Origin of the sequence: Lysinibacillus sp. 54212, assembly GCF_036662795.1 — a bacterium.
Lineage (GTDB): Bacteria > Bacillota > Bacilli > Bacillales_A > Planococcaceae > Lysinibacillus_B.
Map to the genome: position 1 here is coordinate 77,993 of NZ_JBAFWZ010000009.1, position 20,429 is coordinate 98,421.

A 20,429-nucleotide genomic window follows, 5' to 3' on the forward strand; every position below is an offset into this window, starting at 1 on the left:
CATGCAAAGGGGATGGGTGTATTGAATTTAGTTGAAAAAGTAAGACAACAAGCTTTCGAACAACCAGAAAAAACTGCGTATCATTTTATGGGCAAGGACACGAGCTATGCTGAATTTGAAGGAACGGTGGGACGTTTCGCATCAGCTCTGCAAAATTTAGGTGTTCAAAAAGGGGATAATGTTGCGTTTTTACTCGGCAATACGCCACATTTTTTAATCTCACTGTACGCAACGATGCGAATTGGGGCAACAGCAGTCCCAATCAATCCGATTTATACGGCGGATGAAATTTCATACATCATTAAAAATGGTGATGTAAAGGCTGTAATAGCACTCGACATGCTATTGCCCCTTGTGGAAGCAGGCGTTAAAGTTTTCCCTCAGGTGGAGGCCTATATTGTTTGCGAAACGACACCGAATATTGGGGAGAAGTATGCGGCGTTAAGTGATGAAGCAAAAGCTAAAACAAAATTATTCTCGCATGTATTAGCAAGCACTGCTACATCGATTGAACCTGTTCCTGTTGAAACGGATGATACGGCAGTAATTTTGTATACATCCGGTACAACAGGACATCCGAAGGGCGCTATGTTAACACACGAGAACTTATATTCAAATGCTCGAGATGTAGGTGATTACCTACAAATGTCGTCGACAGATCGTGTCATTACAACGTTACCAGTATTCCATGTATTTGCACTAACAGTTGTAGTGAATGCACCGTTAACAAAAGGGGCAACATTATTGATTGCACCACGCTTTAGCCCTGCAGAAATTTATGAGCTAGCAGAGCAGCATAAGGCGACTGTATTCGCAGGTGTACCGACGATGTTTAACTTCCTGTATCAATTTGAAGAAGGCGACGCTAGCGCGTTTTCTCATTTACGTTTAGCAATTTCTGGCGGTGCATCACTCCCAGTGTCGTTGCTGCATAACTTTGAAAATAAGTTTAATGTACGAGTTTCAGAGGGGTACGGTTTATCAGAAGCTTCACCTGTTACTTGCTTCAACCCACTTGATCGTGATCGTAAGCCTGGCTCTATCGGTCAGTCAATTATTAACGTAGAAAATAAAGTAGTAGATGAAGAGGGTAATGAAGTTCCAATTGGTGAAGTTGGCGAGCTCATTGTTCGTGGGCCGAATGTAATGAAGGGTTATTATAAGCAGCCAGAGGAAACGGCAACTGCCATTCGTAATGGCTGGTTATATACGGGTGACCTGGCGAGAAAGGATGAGGAGGATTACTTCTATATCGTTGATCGCAAAAAGGATATGATTATTGTTGGTGGCTATAATGTGTATCCACGTGAAGTGGAGGAAGTATTATATGCACATCCGAACGTCATCGAAGCTGCAGTAATTGGATTACCAGATACTGATTTTGGTGAATCGATTCATGCTTACGTAGTATTGAAGGACAAGTCTATGGCACCTGAGGAATTACAGGCATATTGTGCCCAGCATATTGTAAAGTATAAAGTGCCAAAATCAATTGAGCTATTAGATGAGCTACCGAAAAATTCGACGGGCAAGATACTACGACGCTCATTAAAAGAATCTACACCAGTTAGTTAAATAGAATGAAAAGCGAGGCTGAGACATAAGTAAGGATTTTATAGAAATCGAGGAACACCTATAGTAAGAATTTGCTACTTCTTAAATTGATTGTAGAGAAGGGGCGACTCCTGGGGGAACAGCACGACGCCTGAGACTACAGGCTCAGGCCGTGCCCCCGGAAAGCGTCCCCGGAACGGAAATCAATTTTCTCCATACTAAGAAAACACCATTTTTCTCGTTGAGAAAAATGGTGTTTTCGGGTTTTGTCCCACCCTCGTTTTCTTATTTATTACGAATACTTAAAACATATTTTCCATTAATAATAAGTAAAATAATCGTCATAAGTGCAATGGAAAAGATTTGATTCGAGCCGGTAGCGATTGAATAGAAAAGTGCCAAAATAATCGCTACAAAAATATAGGCATTTGCACTATTGTACGCCTTGAATAATCCATGGAGGATAATATGACGTTCGCCCTCGTCTGACATATTTAATAGTTTATCTGCGTAATCTGGATCAGAGGTAGAGGGCATTTCACGATCTGGATATACTTGCTTCATTAGCGATGTATTTGAAATTGATATTAAGAAGGAACTAGCAAATCCAATGATAGCGGCGATTAAAATTTCATTCGGTAAATCCATAATAAGGACCATACAAACAACGAATAAGCTAATCGTTATTCCAGCAGTCGTAAAGTAAGAAAAGTCGTAAAACTTATTATTTATTAGTTCATCAACACGATCCTCTTCTTCCCCAGCAAAGGTTTGTTTGCTTAGTAGTTTAATTTGATTGCGGTATTGTAGACTGAATGCACATAAACCGAAAACGACAACTACTAATAATAACGCAATGCTATTTGCATAAAGGTCAAAATTTAAGCTTAAATTAAAATTTGATTTAAAATGATCCGTCCCTAATAGTACTCCATATGTAATTGCAAACCCAACTATAGCTCCGATTAAAAATTTCAATATAATTTTCATAATTCATCCTCCTCGAAAATAAATATGTTTTCTACTGATTCATTAAAAATATGAGCGATTCGAATGGCGATTAGTAATGAAGGAATAAATTCTTCCCGTTCGATTAAGCTAATCGTTTGCCGAGATACCTTTGCGAGCTTTGCGAGCTGCGTTTGATTTAAGCCATCTCTCGCACGTAATTCCTTTAAACGTGTTTTCAATTGCATCACCTCTTAAGATCAATATAAAGTATCTTAGTCAATTTGACAAGTATATTTGTCAAAAAGAAAAATAAAGTTGTCATACTTCTTTTCGTTTTGGCATATTGTCGTAAAGGTGCTACACTAATGCTACGAAACTCGAAATATTTACAAGAAATGAGGAATGAGTATGTCAACAGTCTTAACAACAGATCATTTATTGGCCTTACAGTCGGTGGCAAGTCCAGTATTGTCGCCATCAAATGAAGAAGCGGTATTTATTCGAACACTTATCGATAAAGAGGATAACAAATATTATGCGCATCTTTTCCATATTGAACTCGAATCCGATGCAATTACACAATGGACGTTTGGCAAGGAACGTGTTTCAAGTCCGAAATGGTCGCCAAATGGGAAGCAAGTTGCCTTCCTATCTGATCGTAAGGATAAGAAGCAATTATATGTTGTCAATGTGCGCGGAGGCGAAGCGAAGAGAATAACAGACTTTGCCTTTGGTGTAAGCAGCTTTGAGTGGTCACCATGTGGAGAAAAGCTTTGGGTGGCTGGTGCTGTAAAGGAAGGCAAAAAGATCACAGACAAAATAGAAGAGGAAGCTAATAAACAGCCTCAAGCGTATGTTGTACAAGGAATGAAATACAAAATGGACGGGCTTGGTGGAGGTGGCTTACGCTCACAAGATGTATTTACACAGATTGCCTCTATTAGTCTCGTAGATGAAGTAGTAGAGCAGTTTACAGAAGGGAATTACAATCATTCTTTAAGTGGTATTTCTCGAGATGGTAAGAGCCTAATCATAAGTGTAAATCGTGCGGAAAACTTAGATTTCGATTTCAGTCAGCCACTATTCATTGTCGATGTAGAAACGAAAAAAGAGACTGTTCTTGTTCATGAGGAAGGCTATTACGGTGGTGCAGCATTTTCTTTTGATAACCGTTATATCGCTTATGTTGGCAGTGATTCAGCTTATAAAAATGCATCACATGCTAATGTATATATCTATGATACGGAAACAGGAATAACGCAAAATGTAACGGAAGCGATTGATGCGCCAGTAGGAGATTATGCTGTAGCCGATGTACAACAAGGTGTAAATGCACCAGCTGTCGTTTGGACAGAAACAAATGCATTATATTTCCAACTGTCAACAATGGGAGATGTACGCCTTTATTATGGAGATTTAGAAGGAAGTATTTTCCCTGCATCAGCCGAGGGAGAGCATATTTACGACTACTCTATTGCAAATAACGGTAATTGGGCCCTCATTGCTGTGTCGAACTCAACCTTCCCAGGCGAACTATTTTATTTTGATATAACGACAAGCACTCGTCGTCCTTTAACAAGCTTCAATGAGGCTGTTGTACAAGAAGTGACATTCTCAGAGCCAGAGCCGATTGTCTATAAAACGTCAGCTGGAGATGTACACGGCTGGATTATGAAGCCTACCCAGTTTAAAGAGGGCGAAAAATACCCATTAATAGTAGAAGTGCATGGAGGACCACATACAATGTATGCGAACTCGTTTTTCCATGAGTTGCAGTTGCTTGCCTCACAAGGCTATGGGGTGCTGTATGTGAATCCTCGCGGTAGTCATAGCTATAGCCAAGCCTTTGTAGATGGTGTACGCGGTGATTACGGTGGTGGGGATTATGAGGATATTATGATAGGATTAGATTATGCATTAGCTCATTACGAGTGGATTGATGAAAGTAGATTAGGCGTAACAGGTGGAAGCTATGGCGGATTTATGACAAACTGGATTGTTGGTCATACAGATCGCTTTAAAGCGGCTGTGACGCAGCGTTCGATTTCGAACTGGATTAGCTTCTTTGGCGTATCGGACATTGGTTATTACTTTAGTGAGTGGCAAATTTTATCCGATATGAAATCACCTGATAAGCTTTGGGACCATTCTCCGTTAAAATATGCAGAAAATGTTAGTACGCCGCTGCTTATTTTGCATAGTGAAAAGGATTTCCGCTGTCCAATTGAGCAGGCAGAGCAGCTGTATATTACACTAAAATCGCAAGGGAAGGAAGTTGGCTTTGTTCGTTTCCCAGACAGTGATCATAACTTATCAAGAACAGGATTGCCGAATTTACGAATAGAGCGTCTAGAACAAATTGTAAGCTGGTTTAAAAAATTCCTTTAATATAGGGAACATGTGACAAAGGTGTGCGTCATATATATACATTGTTGCATTTAATATTGGTTTAAGAAAAAATATCAATAAAGATAGATAAGTGTTTTTCTTAATTCGGTTATGCTAAAATAATGTAGGGAATTTTAGTTGAAAGTGAGTACAGCTATGTCGATAATTCAAGGTTTGATTGATTTTATTTTGCATATTGATGAACATCTCGTCGAAATTATTGGGCGATTCGGTGCTTGGTCATACGGTATTTTATTTGCCATCGTCTTTGTAGAAACTGGCATTGTTATTATGCCATTCCTACCAGGAGATTCGCTGCTGTTTGCAGCTGGTACACTGGCAGCTTTGGGAGCATTTAATATTTATACTTTATTAATTGTGTTCTTTATTGCTGCTGTCATTGGAGATACAGTAAACTACCATATTGGGAAAAAGGTAGGTATGGCGATTCCACCACAAAGCTTTTTAGGTCGTGTAGTAAACAAAGAACGTATGGAAACTGCACAGGCGTTTTTCAATAAGCACGGTGGTAAAACGATTGTTATTGCACGTTTTATGCCGTTTATACGTACATTTATCCCATTCGTAGCTGGGGCAAGTCGTATGAATTATAAATATTTTATTTTTTATAATGTGGTTGGTGCTTTCCTATGGGTAATGAGCTGTACGCTTGCGGGTTATTTCTTTGGCAACATTCCGATTGTAAAAAATAACTTTTCAACAGTATTAATATTAATTATTGTAATCTCTGTACTACCAGCAATTATCGGTGCAATTCGAGCACGTAAAAAGTAAAGGGTGACGAGAAGTTCGGTTTTTCGACGATCTTCTTGTCACCTTTATTTTAATTTCCTTTAAAGTTAGGTTTTCTTTTTTCTGAAAATGCATGCAGTGCCTCGATACGATCCTTTGTAGGAATGGTCATTTCATATGCTTTTCGTTCGATTTGTAGACCAGTACTAATATCTACCTTCATGCCCTGCTTAATAGCAAATTTTGCTTGCTGCACAGCAATCGGGGCATTTTTTAAAAGCTCATTTGAAAATGCCTCAACAGTCTCTTGTAGTTCATCTGTAGGGGCAACTTTTGTGAGCAGACCACATTGGTTGGCTTCTGCTGCAGAAATACGTTTTGCAGTTAGTATATATTCGAGTGCCTTCGCTTCACCAATAAGTCGTGGTAATCGCTGTGTTCCCCCCGCTCCAGGAATAATCCCAAGTCCAGTTTCAGTTAAGCCAACAACGACATTGTCTGAGGCAATCCGAAAATCACAGGAGAGTGCTAATTCTAGCCCTCCACCAAAAGCATAGCCTTGTAATACACAAATCGTTGGCTGAGGCAATTGTTCTATAGCATTAAACACCTCACCGAATTTATTGAGGTTTCGTCGTACTAGAGACTCGGGTAAGGATATACGTTCCTTTAAATCAGCGCCAACCGAAAATGCTTTTTCCCCCGCACTAGAAATGACAACTAAACGTATGTCAGGATGAATTCGAATCGATTCAATAATTGTGCCTAGCTCACATAGCATGTCGTAGTTAAAGGCATTTAAAGATTCAGGTCTGTTTAATGTAATATGGGCAGTAAACTGTTTTTGTTCATACTTTACGGTATCCAAAAAATAACCCCCTTATTTCATTTTTCTCTATTATAGTACTATGTTATTAATTGTTGGTGCAAATTTTACAAGGATAAAGCTTGCTGTAATAAGAAAGTAACGTCGTTATGGTATAATATATAAAAAGTTAATCGTAAAGCGAGGCACTCCAAATGGAAGTTTTTATTGGAAGACAACCTATCTTCAATCTTCATGAACGGGTTGTTGCGTATGAGTTATTATATCGAAATAAAAATAATAATTCCTTCCCACTTGTTGATTCGGATGCTGCTACAGTGGATGTATTAGTGAATTCTTTTTTATCAATAGGTATAGATGAAGTAGGGAATGGACGACCGTGTTTTGTTAATTTTACTGAAAATCTATTAATGGGTCCGTTAACTGACTATTTAGATCCAGCGAATATTGTTATTGAAATACTAGAAGATGTTCCTATTACAAAAAAACTGATTAGTAAGGTGGCAGAATTAAAGGAAAAAGGCTTTAAAATTGCGCTAGATGATTTTATTCTTGATGAAAGTGTACAAATTTACGATGAATTATTCACGTACATTGATTATATAAAGGTCGACTTTTTATTCTCCCCTCTACTTGAGCGGATGGAAATCGAATCAAAGGTGAAGAGTAATTTTCCACATATTAAACTATTAGCAGAAAAGGTGGAAACGCGTAATCAATTTGACGTGGCAAAGCATTCAGGCTATTCCTTATTTCAAGGCTATTTCTTTGAACAACCTCAGATATTAAAATCTACGGACATACCGGCAAATACAATTCAATATTTTCAAATTATGTCGTTACTTCGGGATAATGAGCCGAATATTAATGAACTAGCAGAAAGTATTGAACGAGATATTTCTTTATCGTTAAAATTGTTACAGCTTATCAATAACTCAACAAAGCGCTCTAAATCAAAGGTTCGATCAATTAAGCAGGCGATACTAATGCTTGGACTGTCCGAATTGCGAAGATACATTTATTTATTAGCAATGAGAGATATGCAAAATAAGGATAATAATGATTTATTTATAGAGCTTATGCGTCGTTCCTTATTCAGAGCTAAAGTATGTGAAAAGCTAGCAAAGTTAAATTATAAGAAAAACTTTTCAGAATATTTTTTAGTTGGCCTTTTTTCTCTAATCGATTCATTATTAAATCGACCATTAAATTTAATCCTAAAGCAGCTCCCATTTTCAGAGGAAATTGCAGAAACAATTAGTGGTGGAAATACTGAAATGACACCTTATTTTAATTTTAGTATTGCTTTAAGTAAAGCAGATTGGGAAACTGTAGATCAGCTTGGAAGTCAGCTTAAATTATCGAAAGATGCCATTATGCAAATTTATAGTGATGCAAATGACTGGGTAGAAGAAACATTCCATACGTATTAATAGATTGTCCTATAAGTTATAAAAGCTTATGGGGCTTATTTTTTAGAACCTACTATCAATTTTCAGAAACTTCATCAAGATGAAGTTCTCTTTTAAAGGATCATTTGCTATAATCATGGCTGAAATAGGAGAAATCCAACAAATAAAGGAAGGTAAAAAAGTGAATAACGAACAAATTTCTGCAAAAGATACGATTATGGAATATTTACTTGTCATTGCAGGCGCCGCAGTTATTGCAATTGGCTTTAATGCATTCCTATTTCCAAATCAGGTCGCATCTGGTGGTGTAAGCGGCATAAGTACGATTTTGCACGGACTTTTTGGGTGGAATGCAGGGATTGTGCAATATGCCTTTAATATTCCATTATTTATAGCTGGTGTATTTATATTAGGAAAGAAGTTTGGTCTCAAATCATTTATCGGTACAATAGCGCTACCGTTTTTTGTTATTGTAACAGAGAAGTGGGATGCATGGACGCTTAATCCGCTACTCGGTGCTATTTTTGGCGGAATATTTGTAGGTTTCGGAATAGGTCTTGTTTTTAAAGGGAAGGCCTCTACAGGTGGAACAGATTTACTTGCGCAAATAATTACAAAATATTTAGGGTTTACACTCGGCACAAGCGTACTTTTAATTGATGGTATTATCGCAATAAGTGCAGCTATTGTGTTTGATTTAGAGAAGGGGTTATACGCCCTAATCGGTTTATATGTTACGACAAAAACGATCGATATTGTACAGCTCGGTTTAAGTCAATCCAAAATGGTTTATATTATTACTACTAAGCAGGACGAGCTCCGTGATGCGATTTATCAGGAAGTTAACCGTGGTGTCACAAAGATTCCAGCAGTCGGAGGCTATACTGGAACGGATAAGCCGGTCCTTATGGTAGTAGTCTATCAAACAGAGTTCACAAAGCTGAAACAAGTTGTCAAAAGAATTGATCCAACAGCGTTTGTAATTGTTTCGGATGCCTATGAGGTACTCGGTGAAGGTTTCAAACGTGCATAAATTTGCTATAATAGGTTTTGTAATACAATTCATTTTTGGAGGGGCAAGAAAATGAAAAAGAAATGGTTAGCAACATTCGTATTTGGTTCGGCGCTATTTTTAGTAGCATGTGGTGGCGGAGATAAAGAAGATAACAACGACAATGCAAATAATGAATCGCCATCGAACGAAACAACACAAGTTGAGATTGAAAAAGTAGCACAACAAAAATGTGGAACTTGTCACGGCGGTAATTTACAAGGTATGGGGAACTATCCAGCCTTAAATGATGTTGGCTCTCGCCTAAGTCAAGATGAAATTCTTGATATTATCGAGAATGGTAAGAATAATATGCCTGCTGGACTCGTTAAAGGTGAAGAAGCAGAGGCAATGGCTAAATGGTTAGCTGAACAGAAATAATGAAGATATAGAACGAGGATGGGGCTCTGTGCCCTGTCCTCGTTTCTTTATGAGGTAAATTCATAGCAAAATGATGTAGGCATGTTAAAATAGTACAATATGGGAGTCCAATGATTGGAGAGTATAACATGATTCAAGTTACAGTAAGAGATGTAATGGAAAAGTTTGATTTGCAGCTTGTCAGTGGGCATGAAGGAATTGGAAGGTACATTACAATGAGCGATATTTCTCGCCCAGGTTTAGAAATGGCAGGCTATTTTACACATTATCCTGCTGAGCGTGTACAGCTTCTTGGAAAGACAGAGTTATCCTTTTTTGAAATGTTACCAGCGGATGAAAAATTAGATCGGATGATGCGCCTATGCTCTCAAAATACCCCAGCCATCTTTATTTCAAGGGAGCTTGAAGTACCCCAGGAGTTAATACATGCATCAGAAGAAAATTCTGTGCCAGTACTGATTACGAAGCTTACAACAACACGCTTCTCAAGCCGACTTACAAACTTTTTAGAAAGTAAGCTAGCACCGAAAACGGCTATTCACGGAGTGCTAGTAGATGTCTATGGTATCGGTGTCCTTTTAATGGGGAAAAGTGGTGTCGGAAAAAGTGAAACGGCACTAGAGCTTGTAAAAAAAGGGCATCGACTAGTTGCGGATGATTGTGTAGAAATTCGTCAGGAGTCGGATAATTTATTAATTGGGAGTCCACCACCTTTACTTGAGCACTTGTTGGAAATTCGTGGAATAGGAATTATTGATATTATGACCCTTTTTGGTGCCAGTGCTGTTCGCCCATACAAGCGTATTACGTTGATTGTCGAACTTGAAACTTGGGATCCTGAGAAGGCGTATGATCGTCTAGGATTAGATGAAGAAAAAATGCGAATTATTGATACGGACGTGACGAAGCTAACAATTCCTGTTCAACCAGGGCGAAATGTGTCGGTAATTATTGAAGTAGCTGCCATGAATTATCGCCTCAAAAAAATGGGCGTAAATGCAGCTGAGGAGTTTTCACGTCGACTAGATGAAATGATTGCATCAAATGATGAGATGGATGATTTCTAAAAATTGAAGGGAGAAAAAGATGGATTTAACACTTTTAGCCATAGACCCTGTTGCCTTTCACTTAGGACCAATTCCAGTACGTTGGTATGGAATTTTGATAGCATCAGGGATTGTACTGGCATATTTATTAGCACAGCGTGAGGCAGTTCGATTAGGTATTCATGAAGATTTTTTAAGTGATATGCTGATTTGGGCTGTTCCTATTTCGATTTTAAGTGCTCGAATCTATTATGTAAGTATGCGCTGGGATTATTACGGCGAAAACCCAGGGAAAATTATTGAAATTTGGACGGGTGGTATTGCCATTCATGGTGCCTTAATAGGTGCCTTTATTACAGCCTATGTATTTACGAAAAAGCGAAATGTGAGCTTTTTACGTATTGCAGATATTGCAGCACCAAGTCTTTTAGTTGGACAAATTATTGGTCGCTGGGGGAACTTTATTAATCAGGAGGCTTATGGTGGTCCTGTTAGTAGAAGCTTTTTAGAAGGTTTAATGCTTCCGAATTGGATTATTGAGCAAATGTATATTGAAAAGGATGGGACGTATGTACATCCGACGTTTTTATATGAATCGGTATGGAATATTATCGGTTTAGTTATTTTACTCTTCGCTAGAAAGCTAAATTGGCGTCGAGGAGAAATGTTCTTCTTCTATATAATTTGGTATTCATTCGGTCGATTCTTCATTGAGGGGTTACGTACAGATAGCCTTTATTTAGTAGGAGATTTACGCTCTGCACAAGTTGTATCAATCATTGGAATTGTAGTCGGTATAGTAGCTATCGTATATCGTCGTATGAAGGTACGCCCAGTAGTTCATTATTTAGATAAGAAATAAGAGAGTAACTAAAAACTAAAGGGGTATCACAGTGATGATTAAAGCAATCTTATTTGATTTTGATGGAACTTTACTAGATACAAATGAGTTGATTATTGAAACATTCATGTATGTTCTTGGCGAAAGATTTCCTGGGCAATATTCGACAGAAGACTGCCTGAAATTCATTGGACCTTCCTTAAAGGAGACCTTTGAAGAGCTTGCGCCTGGTGAATCTGATAAGCTTGAATCGAAATATCGGGAATGGAATATTGCCCATCATGATACGCTTGTTAAGCAATATGACGCGGTTGTCGAAACTTTAGAAGAATTAAACAGTATCGGTATCCGTTTAGTAATTGTATCGACAAAGCAGCGTGCTGGTATTGAAAGAGGGCTACGTGTTTTAGGGGCAGAGCATTCTTTTGAGTTTTATATCGGCGAGGATGATGTAACGTACGTCAAGCCACATCCCGAGCCTATTCTACTTGCCTTAAATAAGCTGGGGCTAAAAAAACAAGAGGTGATTATGGTAGGAGATAACTCACATGATATTGAAGGGGGCAAAAACGCAGGTGTACGAACTGCCGGTGTTGCATGGTCAATAAAGGGTGAGGCATTCCTACAGAAATTCGAGCCGGATTATATGCTGCAGCATATGTCGGATTTACTCACTATTGTGAAAGGGTCGTAGCGATGAGAAAAACTGAGCGTTATCGTGTTGAAGGCGCAAACTCATTATGGAATATTTATAAAACAGTTTCCTTTTGGAAGGTGATGAAATGCTTTATCATTATTCAAATCGGGCGTTTTATGCCTTTTCTTCGTATTAAAAATTGGCTATACCGATCATTTTTAAAAATGAACATTGGTGAGCAAACATCCTTAGCCCTAATGGTGATGCCAGACACGATGTTTCCAGAGCGTATTACGATTGGAAATAACTCTGTTATCGGCTTTAATACGACAATTTTAGCGCATGAGTATTTAATAGACGAATACCGATTAGGTGATGTAATAATCGGGAGCAATGTAATGATCGGTGCCAATTCAACTATTTTACCTGGTGTAGAAATTGGTGATGGTGCTATTGTATCCGCTGCAACGCTAGTACATAAGGATGTGCCAGCTGGCTGTATGGCAGGAGGCAATCCAATGCAAATTATTTTTACGGCGGAAGAAATGGAAAAGCGAAAGGGTTTAGATAATCCTAAATGGCAAAATTAAAAAGGATCGACGAAACTCAAAGTGTTGAGTTTCGTCGATTTTTTTTCATGAAGCAGATCCTTACACCTTATTTTTTGCTCGGGATGTGTTTTTCTAATGTATTTTATTCGTGTATAATTGACAGAAAAGTCTGTTACAGAAAATTTGGAATGTTATTTTCTGTAGAAAGATTGACGAAGGAGCGTTATAAAGATAGAATAACTTTTATACATTAGTAATTTATCACTCTAGTACGTTAAAGTAAATTGTTTAGGATGTGTCAAAATGTCATCGATAAAATTGTTTGAAAAGCCGCTTGGGATGCGCGATACATTCCCTCAAATTTATGGGAAATTAGAAACAGTTCGTAAAATAGGAAGCGAGCTGCTTCGCAAGCGTGGATTTGAATTTATTAAAACTCCATCAGTCGAGTATTATGATACGGTAGGTAAAGCATCAGCCATTCATGATGCAACTTTATTTAAATTAGTTGATAGTCAAGGGAACACTTTAGTTTTACGACCAGATATGACAACACCGATTGCTCGCGTGGCTACGTCGAAATTATTAAAAGAAAAAATCCCACAACGCCTTGCTTATTTTGAAAATGTATTTCGTGCACAACAGCAAGAAGGAGGACGGCCAGCAGAGTTTGAGCAAATGGGCATCGAACTAATTGGAGATTTTTCGGTGTTTGCAGATGCAGAGGTTATTATTACTGCAATCGAATTAGTAAAGGCTTATAAGATCGAGTCCTTCAAGATTACGATTGGACATGCTGGTGTACTGAGCTGTATTTTGAAGGATTATACAGAAAGTGCCGAGCAAGCAGGGACATTAAATGAGCTCCTTGTACAACGAAATTATGTAGGATTTGAAGAAGCTGTGCTCACTTTCGATTTACCACAAACAAAGTCAGATGCATTGTTTACTTTTATTGAGGAAGCGATGAAGCTCTCTTCAATTGAAGGGATTGAGAAATATGTGCGTAAAAATGACGCATTAGAATATATGCGAAAGCTATGGGAGCTACTTGTTTTAGCAGGCTATGAGGAATATATTGCATACGATTTTACCCTATCTAGTCATATGAATTATTATACTGGCATGTTATTCGAAGTGTTTGCTTCAGGTAGCGGATTCCCATTAGGTAATGGTGGTCGCTATGATGGATTACTCGAGCATTTCGGATCAAATGTTGGGGCAACAGGGTTTGGTCTTCGTGTGGACCGTTTATTAGAAGCGATGCCTCGCCAAGAAGTCGAACAGGAAAATGTGTTAGTTTTATTTTCACAGGATCGATTCCAGGAGGCACTGTCACAAGCTCAGTTGTTACGAGAACAGCAAAAGCGAGTAACGTTCCAATCCATAGAAGGATTACAAAATGTTGCAGGGTTTAAAGCACAATTCCAACAAGTAAATGAATTTGTAGGCGAGGAGGCGTAAGCAATGAATGAATTAACAATTGCAATGCCAAAGGGACGGATTTTTGAAGAGGCTTACGAAATGCTACTTCAAGCTGGGTTTAATCTACCTGAGGAAGTTGAGATGTCTCGAAAGTTGATGATTGAAATTCCGGAAGAGAAAATCCGCTTTATTTTAGCGAAGCCAATGGATGTGCCGGTATATGTTGAGCATGGAGTAGCCGATATCGGCATCGCGGGCAAAGATGTATTGCTTGAGCAACGCCGTACTGTTCATGAGCTGTTAGATTTGAAAATTAGTGAGTGCTACATAGCCTCAGCTGGCTTACCTAATACAGCAATGGATGAAATTGCGCCTAGAATTGCTACGAAATATCCGAATATTGCAACGAAATATTATAAAGGAATTGGCGAGCAGGTAGAGATTATCGAATTGAATGGTTCGATCGAGCTGGCACCAATGATCGGCTTAGCGGATAGAATAGTAGATATTGTGTCCACAGGGCGTACATTAAAGGAAAACGGATTAGTGGAATATGAACATATTTCGGATGTTTCATCTCGATTGATCGCGAACCCTGTTAGCTATCGAATGAAGAGTGCTCGTATTCAGGATTTAGTATCTCGATTAAAAAAATGTGTACAGTAGAAGGAAGGTTGTTTAAATGAAAATCACAACATTAACGCAAGAAATTTCATTAAAACGTCCTTTAGATAGGGGCAATGAGGAGCAGCTGCGGGTCGTACGCCAAGTATTAGCGGATGTCCGTGAGCAAGGTGACGAGGCCCTTCGTAAGTATAGTGAGAAATGGGACGGCTTTTCACCAGATAGCTTTCGTGTAACGCAGGCTGAAATCGAGGAGGCAATAGCAGACTTTGATCCACAGGTATACAAGGATTTACAGGAGGCTGCTGCGAATATTCGTCTATACCATGAGCAACAAAAGCGTACAGGCTATAGAATGCCTCTTGATAACGGATCATGGCTAGCACAGCGTATTTTACCCCTCGAATCTGTTGGATTATATGTGCCAGGTGGTTTAGCTGCATATCCGTCCTCGGTGTTGATGAATGTTATTCCAGCACAGGAGGCTGGAGTTAAGCGCATTGTAGTGACTTCACCTGCAGGAAAAGACGGGAAATTACCAGCGGGAGTGCTTGCTGCAGTGCATATTTTAGGTGTTACTGAAATTTATAAAGTAGGTGGTGCTCAGGCTATTGCAGCACTTGCATATGGAACAGAAACAATCGCTCCGGTGGATAAAATCACAGGACCAGGTAATATTTTTGTTGCCCTAGCTAAACGTGAAGTGTTTGGAGAAGTAGCAATAGATATGATTGCAGGACCATCTGAAATTTGTGTACTTGCAGATGATACAGCTTATGCAGATGAAGTAGCAGCAGATCTTCTTTCTCAAGCAGAGCACGATACACTAGCTTGTGCCATTCTCATTACGACTAGTGATGCATTAGCGGAGGAAGTGGCGCTTGAAGTAGAGAAGCAATTAAATGAGCTGCCAAAAGAGGCTATTGCACGTAAATCAATTGAAAATTTTGGGCATATATATGTTGCGGAATCGTTAGAAGATGCCATTCTTGCAGTGAATTCACTAGCTCCTGAGCATTTAGAAATTGTCACTGAAAATGCAGTTGAGGTATCAGAACAAATCGAGCATGCTGGCGCCATTTTTATAGGTCGTTATAGCTCAGAGCCTGTTGGAGACTATTTTGCAGGCACAAATCATGTACTACCGACAAACAGTACAGCACGTTTTGCAAGTGGCCTTAATGTAGATGATTTTATTAAACGGACGAGCGTTGTTTATTATAGTGAAAAAACATGGGCACAAAATGCACCAAAAATTGCCCGACTTGCTAGATTAGAAGGATTAGAAGGTCACGCAAGAGCAGTAGAATCACGTGGATGGAATAAAGGAGAAGAATAACATGGCAGAGCGTTATGCAAAAATTGATCGGAATACGAACGAAACTAAAATTAGTGTCGAATTAAATTTAGACGGAAGTGGACAAGCTGAAATAGAAACAGGTATCGGATTTATAGATCATATGCTCGATCTATTCCTAAAACACGGATTATTTGATGGCAAAATTATCGCGAATGGTGATACTTGGATTGACGATCATCATACGACAGAGGATATTGGCATTGTCCTTGGGCAGGCATTCCGTCAGGCACTTGGTGATAAAAAGGGAATAAAGCGCTACGGCAACGCCTTTGTGCCAATGGATGAGTCCCTTGCCCAAGTTGTTGTTGATTTATCTGATCGCCCTGCATTTGTTTATCGGGTTGAACCAGCCCTAAATGAAAAAGTAGGCACATTTGATACGGAGCTTGTTTATGAGTTCTTTTGGAAATTTGCGTTAGAGGCACGCATTAATTTACACATACTTGTACCTTATGGCAGTAATACGCATCATATTATTGAAGCGATGTTTAAAGCAGTAGCGCGTGCATTAGATGCAGCGATAGGTTTAGATCCACGTGTTAAAGGCGTACCGTCAACGAAAGGACTGTTAGGATAAGTGAAAATCGGAGTCATTGATTACGGAATGGGAAACTTATTTAGTGTTGAACAGGCGCTCCTACGATTAAAGGCAGATGTTGTAGTAACATCGAATGTCAACGAGCTTCGCAAGGCGGACGCACTCGTGTTACCAGGGGTAGGAGCATTTCCAGATGCGATGAAGCGTCTAAAGGAAACAGGTTTAATTGAGTTTATTTTTGAAATGAAGGAAGCGAACAAGCCGTTATTAGGGATTTGCTTAGGAATGCAGCTGCTGTTTGAGGAAAGTGATGAAGTGATAGCTACGAGTGGTCTCGGCATTTTTAAAGGTCGTATTGAGCGTTTCCAAGATGTGTCTCGTATTCCGCATATGGGATGGAATGAACTCGAATTAGCACAGATTCCAGATTGGCTGGCTGAAAAAGAGCTACCACAGGATCGTCATGTATATTTTGTACACTCGTTTTATGCAACTGCTATGGATAAATCACAGCTTGTTGCCTCAGCAGATTATGAGGGAGTTCTTGTACCAGGTATTGTGGCAAATGGCAGCTTTACAGGTATGCAGTTTCATCCAGAAAAATCGGGTCAATTCGGCGTGTACCTATTAAGAGAGTGGCTGAACGGAGTGGAGGTTGCAGTATGTTAACAAAGCGTATTATTCCTTGTCTTGATGTAAAGGACGGACGAGTCGTTAAGGGCATCCAATTTGTCCAAATACGAGATGCTGGTGATCCAGTCGAGCTGGCAAAGTTTTATGATGAGCAAGGTGCAGATGAGCTTGTATTTCTTGATATCTCGGCTTCACATGAAGGGCGCGAAACGATGGCAGATGTTGTACGTCAAACAGCAGCCACACTAGCCATTCCATTTACGGTTGGTGGTGGCATTCGCACGCTTGACGATATGAAACGAATTTTACGTGCTGGTGCAGATAAAGTATCCGTCAATACATCTGCTTTAGAGCGACCAGAGCTTATTAAAGAAGGTTCTGACTATTTCGGTGCACAATGTATTGTTTGTGCGATTGATGCGCGATACAGTGAAGAGGATGGTACTTGGATGGTGTATACGCACGGTGGACGAAATAAAACAGCTTGGAAGGCTATTGACTGGGCAAAGGAAGCAGTTCGACTTGGTGCAGGAGAAATTCTTTTAACGAGTATGAATCAGGATGGTGAAAAATCCGGGTTTGATTTAGAGCTGACAAAAGCAGTTCGTGATGCTGTCACTGTTCCAGTCATTGCAAGTGGTGGTGCAGGAAATGCAGAGCACTTTAGAGAGGTTTTACAGGATGTTGATACAGATGCCGCATTAGCCGCATCGATTTTCCATTATAAAGAGACAAGCGTAGCAGAAGTGAAAACTTACTTGCGGAATAAAGGAGTTCGTGTCAGATGATTGAAGGGTTAAAATTTAATGAGCAAGGCTTAATTACAGCTGTTGTTCAAGATGCAAGATCAAAAGAAGTATTAACGGTAGCCTATATGAACGAGGAATCTTTAGTTAAAACTATTGAAACGAATGAAACATGGTTCTACTCACGTTCGCGTCAGGAGCTTTGGCATAAAGGAGCAACGAGTGGTAATACACAAAAGGTTGTATGTATTAAAGGGGATTGTGACGGGGATGCATTAGTTGTTGAAGTCTTGCCAGCCGGTCCAGCCTGTCATACTGGCACAACATCTTGCTTTACTAAAGAGCTAGTAGAGAATGATAAACCAGGATCAGTCGGAATTCTGCCACAGCTTGTGGAGGTTATTCGTCAACGTGAAATCGATATGCCTGAAGGGGCATACACTACATATTTATTCGATAAAGGGATCGATAAAATTTGTAAAAAAGTCGGTGAAGAAGCAACGGAGGTTGTCATCGGGGCTAAAAACCGTGATAAAGAAGAAGTAAAATGGGAAGCAGCCGATCTACTATACCACCTTCTAGTCCTTCTACAAGAGCAAAAAATTGATGTATATGAAGTTCTAGATGTACTTCAAAAGCGTCATGAAGGAAAAAAATAAGCAGAAAATATTCATGTTTTCTGCGTCGAAAGGCGACAGCCGGCAGACGCAAAAAATTGATGTATACGAAGTTCTAGATGTTCTTCAAAAGCGTCATGAGGGTAAAAAATAAGAAGGCAGTACTCCTGTTTTCTGCGTCGAAAGGCGACAGCCGGCAGACGCAAAAAATTGATGTATACGAAGTTCTAGATGTACTTCAAAAGCGTCATGAAGGAAAAAAATAAGAAGGCAGTACTCCTGTTTTCTGCGTCGAAAGGCGACAGCTTCAGAATGCGTCCGCCTGTAGCGTAACGGTGCGAATAGTCATATTTTATAAGAAAATATGAACTATGTAATTAATGCCATAATAATTGTTTAAAAATCGTCATGAACAGATGTAGCGGTTTCTTAGGCTGTTTGTGCTATAATAGGTACTATTGTGAGGAACGTGTTCTAGCGTTCCTTATTTATTGTTTCGGAGGAAATATTTTTGGAAAATAAACGTCAAATAAAAAAGAACACTAACGTCGTATCGTTTATTCCGAACGGTGACTATTACTACCAAAAAGCACTTACAGCATTGGAACGCGAACAAATGGATAAGGCGTATAAATATATTAAACGTGCAGCAGAACTAAGCCCAGACGATGCGCTTATTCTTTTGCAATATGGCATTTTAGAAATGGAAGCCCAAAACTTTGACCATGCATATGAACTTATACATACAGCCTATAGCCTAGATCCAAATGAGCCAGAGCTTATATTCATGCTAGCTGAAGTGTCAGGCTGCATCGGGTTGATGCATGATGCCAAAAAGTATGCGGAAAAATATTTAGAACTAGAGCCAAATGGGATGTACGCCATGGAAGCTAGTGAAATTTTAGATTTTGTGGAATATGAGCGAGACTCTTTGGAAGAGCTAGATGAGCAGGATTCTGAGAAATTGCTTTCACAGGAAAAAGCACGACGATTTATGGAAAAAGGAGACTTCGAGCAAGCGATAGCGGTGCTAGAAGACTTGATTGAGCAATTCCCAGATACATGGCCGGCCTATAACAATTTATCGCTTGCCTATTTTTATATCGGAGAGCCAGAACAGGCAAAGGCATTATTAAATCATGTGCTTCGAGAAAATCATGGCAATCTCCATGCCCTATGTAATCTAGCTGTGTTTGCTTATTATGAAAAAAATGACACTGAGCTAAACTCTTTGCTAGAGGTGCTAACAAAAATTCAGCCATATGAATGGGATAATCGCTATAAATTAGGGGCTACATTAGCACTAATCGGTGAATATGAAACAGCATTTAAATGGCTTCGTTCAATGAGTAGACGTGGTTTTGAAGGGGATCCTGGTTTTTATTTTTGGCTTGCCCAATCAGCTTATTTTTCAGGACATGAAGGTATTGCGAAATCAGCCTGGAATAACCTACTTGAACTGGATCCATCGAAGGAAGGCTATGAGCCATGGTTAGGAGTAGACAATAAAAACAATTCACTTGAAAATAGTCGAGAAATTATTATCGACAAAATCAATAGCAGCTTTACATCCGACCGATTATTTGGCTTTTTCCTTTTAAAGCGCTCTGCCTATAAGCAAGAGATTATTGCGCATCCAAAATGGTTGGATGTATCAAAATATAATGAACTAGAAAAGCTATGTTTGGCATATGGGCTTGGTCATCAATTTAATGAAAAAAATAAAGCAGAGCTCCACTTTATACGAGCTATGTCAGTTGCTGAAGTTATTGCAGATCAATATGGTAGCATTCGACAAGAGGTAGCTCATGTATTACAGCTATGGTTTGCGCTATTTGATATAGCAATAAAGGAAAGCTATCCGTTCAAAAATGTTAATGCATTAGCTGCTGCCGTAGATTATATGTTCCATTCTGCAATGGATGAAAAAGTAACGAAAAAGAGATTTGCAGGGCAGTATGGAGTATCTGTAGCAACACTTACAAAGTATTGTGATGAGCTAATCGATTTCGTACCAACCCAATTATCATAAGCATAAAAGTTGAAAAGAGTAATTACATCGCATACGATATAATTACTTACTTGGCACATAAGA

At 39.2% G+C, this 20,429-nt stretch carries 21 protein-coding genes; 18 read left to right on the forward strand and 3 right to left on the reverse strand.

Annotated features, from left to right (window positions below):
• Nucleotides 1-21 precede the first annotated feature (21 nt).
• The gene (locus V4T18_RS08345; RefSeq protein ID WP_332648597.1) at nt 22-1,575 is read left to right on the forward strand and encodes a fatty acid--CoA ligase family protein; all 1,554 of its coding nucleotides are present in this window, start codon (nt 22-24) and stop codon (nt 1,573-1,575) included.
• A gap of 264 nt (nt 1,576-1,839) precedes the next feature.
• Here V4T18_RS08345 and V4T18_RS08350 read toward each other — a convergent pair whose 3' ends face one another.
• Nucleotides 1,840-2,544: a DUF3169 family protein gene (locus tag V4T18_RS08350; protein WP_332648599.1), complete on the reverse strand. Its 705-nt coding sequence runs from the start codon at nt 2,542-2,544 to the stop codon at nt 1,840-1,842.
• Nucleotides 2,541-2,744, reverse strand: coding sequence for a helix-turn-helix transcriptional regulator (locus V4T18_RS08355; protein WP_332648601.1), 204 nt, complete (start codon nt 2,742-2,744; stop codon nt 2,541-2,543). Before V4T18_RS08355 ends, V4T18_RS08350 begins: the two co-directional genes overlap by 4 nt.
• Nucleotides 2,745-2,913: 169 nt before the next feature.
• On the opposite strand from V4T18_RS08355, the gene V4T18_RS08360 reads away from it, so the two are divergent.
• Both V4T18_RS08360 and V4T18_RS08365 read left to right on the forward strand, forming a co-directional pair.
• Nucleotides 2,914-4,893 carry a S9 family peptidase gene (locus V4T18_RS08360; RefSeq protein WP_332648603.1) on the forward strand — a complete coding sequence of 660 codons (1,980 nt, stop codon included), beginning with the start codon at nt 2,914-2,916 and terminating at the stop codon, nt 4,891-4,893.
• 156 nt (nt 4,894-5,049) lie between these two features.
• Nucleotides 5,050-5,688: a DedA family protein gene (locus V4T18_RS08365; RefSeq protein WP_332648605.1), complete on the forward strand. Its 639-nt coding sequence runs from the start codon at nt 5,050-5,052 to the stop codon at nt 5,686-5,688.
• A gap of 49 nt (nt 5,689-5,737) precedes the next feature.
• On the opposite strand, the gene V4T18_RS08370 is transcribed toward V4T18_RS08365, so the two are convergent.
• Nucleotides 5,738-6,514: an enoyl-CoA hydratase-related protein gene (locus V4T18_RS08370; RefSeq protein WP_332648607.1), complete on the reverse strand. Its 777-nt coding sequence runs from the start codon at nt 6,512-6,514 to the stop codon at nt 5,738-5,740.
• A gap of 152 nt (nt 6,515-6,666) precedes the next feature.
• On the opposite strand from V4T18_RS08370, the gene V4T18_RS08375 reads away from it, so the two are divergent.
• From V4T18_RS08375 to V4T18_RS08445, 15 genes are all read left to right on the forward strand, one after another.
• The gene (locus V4T18_RS08375; RefSeq protein WP_332648609.1) at nt 6,667-7,905 is read left to right on the forward strand and encodes an EAL and HDOD domain-containing protein; all 1,239 of its coding nucleotides are present in this window, start codon (nt 6,667-6,669) and stop codon (nt 7,903-7,905) included.
• Nucleotides 7,906-8,101: 196 nt separating this feature from the next.
• Nucleotides 8,102-8,917 carry a YitT family protein gene (locus tag V4T18_RS08380; RefSeq protein ID WP_332648723.1) on the forward strand — a complete coding sequence of 272 codons (816 nt, stop codon included), beginning with the start codon at nt 8,102-8,104 and terminating at the stop codon, nt 8,915-8,917.
• Between the two features lie 51 nt (nt 8,918-8,968).
• Nucleotides 8,969-9,316, forward strand: a complete 348-nt coding sequence (gene cccB / locus V4T18_RS08385; protein WP_332648611.1) for a cytochrome c551 — start codon at nt 8,969-8,971, stop codon at nt 9,314-9,316.
• Nucleotides 9,317-9,444: 128 nt separating this feature from the next.
• The gene (hprK, locus tag V4T18_RS08390; RefSeq protein WP_332648613.1) at nt 9,445-10,383 is read left to right on the forward strand and encodes an HPr(Ser) kinase/phosphatase; all 939 of its coding nucleotides are present in this window, start codon (nt 9,445-9,447) and stop codon (nt 10,381-10,383) included.
• 19 nt (nt 10,384-10,402) lie between these two features.
• Nucleotides 10,403-11,224, forward strand: a complete 822-nt coding sequence (lgt, locus tag V4T18_RS08395) for a prolipoprotein diacylglyceryl transferase (protein ID WP_332648615.1) — start codon at nt 10,403-10,405, stop codon at nt 11,222-11,224.
• A gap of 31 nt (nt 11,225-11,255) precedes the next feature.
• Nucleotides 11,256-11,897: a pyrophosphatase PpaX gene (gene ppaX, locus V4T18_RS08400; RefSeq protein ID WP_332648617.1), complete on the forward strand. Its 642-nt coding sequence runs from the start codon at nt 11,256-11,258 to the stop codon at nt 11,895-11,897.
• Between the two features lie 2 nt (nt 11,898-11,899).
• The gene (locus V4T18_RS08405; RefSeq protein WP_332648619.1) at nt 11,900-12,430 is read left to right on the forward strand and encodes an acyltransferase; all 531 of its coding nucleotides are present in this window, start codon (nt 11,900-11,902) and stop codon (nt 12,428-12,430) included.
• 264 nt (nt 12,431-12,694) lie between these two features.
• Nucleotides 12,695-13,855, forward strand: a complete 1,161-nt coding sequence (locus tag V4T18_RS08410; protein ID WP_332648621.1) for an ATP phosphoribosyltransferase regulatory subunit — start codon at nt 12,695-12,697, stop codon at nt 13,853-13,855.
• Between the two features lie 3 nt (nt 13,856-13,858).
• Nucleotides 13,859-14,482 carry an ATP phosphoribosyltransferase gene (gene hisG, locus V4T18_RS08415; RefSeq protein WP_332648623.1) on the forward strand — a complete coding sequence of 208 codons (624 nt, stop codon included), beginning with the start codon at nt 13,859-13,861 and terminating at the stop codon, nt 14,480-14,482.
• 16 nt (nt 14,483-14,498) lie between these two features.
• The gene (hisD, locus tag V4T18_RS08420; RefSeq protein ID WP_332648625.1) at nt 14,499-15,779 is read left to right on the forward strand and encodes a histidinol dehydrogenase; all 1,281 of its coding nucleotides are present in this window, start codon (nt 14,499-14,501) and stop codon (nt 15,777-15,779) included.
• Nucleotide 15,780: 1 nt separating this feature from the next.
• Nucleotides 15,781-16,377, forward strand: a complete 597-nt coding sequence (gene hisB, locus V4T18_RS08425) for an imidazoleglycerol-phosphate dehydratase HisB (protein WP_332648627.1) — start codon at nt 15,781-15,783, stop codon at nt 16,375-16,377.
• Entirely contained in the window at nt 16,378-17,007 is a 630-nt protein-coding gene (gene hisH / locus V4T18_RS08430; protein WP_332648629.1) for an imidazole glycerol phosphate synthase subunit HisH, read from the forward strand.
• The gene (gene hisF / locus V4T18_RS08435) at nt 17,001-17,759 is read left to right on the forward strand and encodes an imidazole glycerol phosphate synthase subunit HisF (protein ID WP_332648632.1); all 759 of its coding nucleotides are present in this window, start codon (nt 17,001-17,003) and stop codon (nt 17,757-17,759) included. The genes hisH and hisF overlap by 7 nt, the downstream gene beginning before the upstream one ends.
• The gene (gene hisIE / locus V4T18_RS08440) at nt 17,756-18,376 is read left to right on the forward strand and encodes a bifunctional phosphoribosyl-AMP cyclohydrolase/phosphoribosyl-ATP diphosphatase HisIE (protein ID WP_332648634.1); all 621 of its coding nucleotides are present in this window, start codon (nt 17,756-17,758) and stop codon (nt 18,374-18,376) included. Before hisF ends, hisIE begins: the two co-directional genes overlap by 4 nt.
• A 469-nt stretch (nt 18,377-18,845) precedes the next feature.
• Nucleotides 18,846-20,366: a tetratricopeptide repeat protein gene (locus V4T18_RS08445; RefSeq protein WP_332648636.1), complete on the forward strand. Its 1,521-nt coding sequence runs from the start codon at nt 18,846-18,848 to the stop codon at nt 20,364-20,366.
• Nucleotides 20,367-20,429 lie beyond the last annotated feature (63 nt).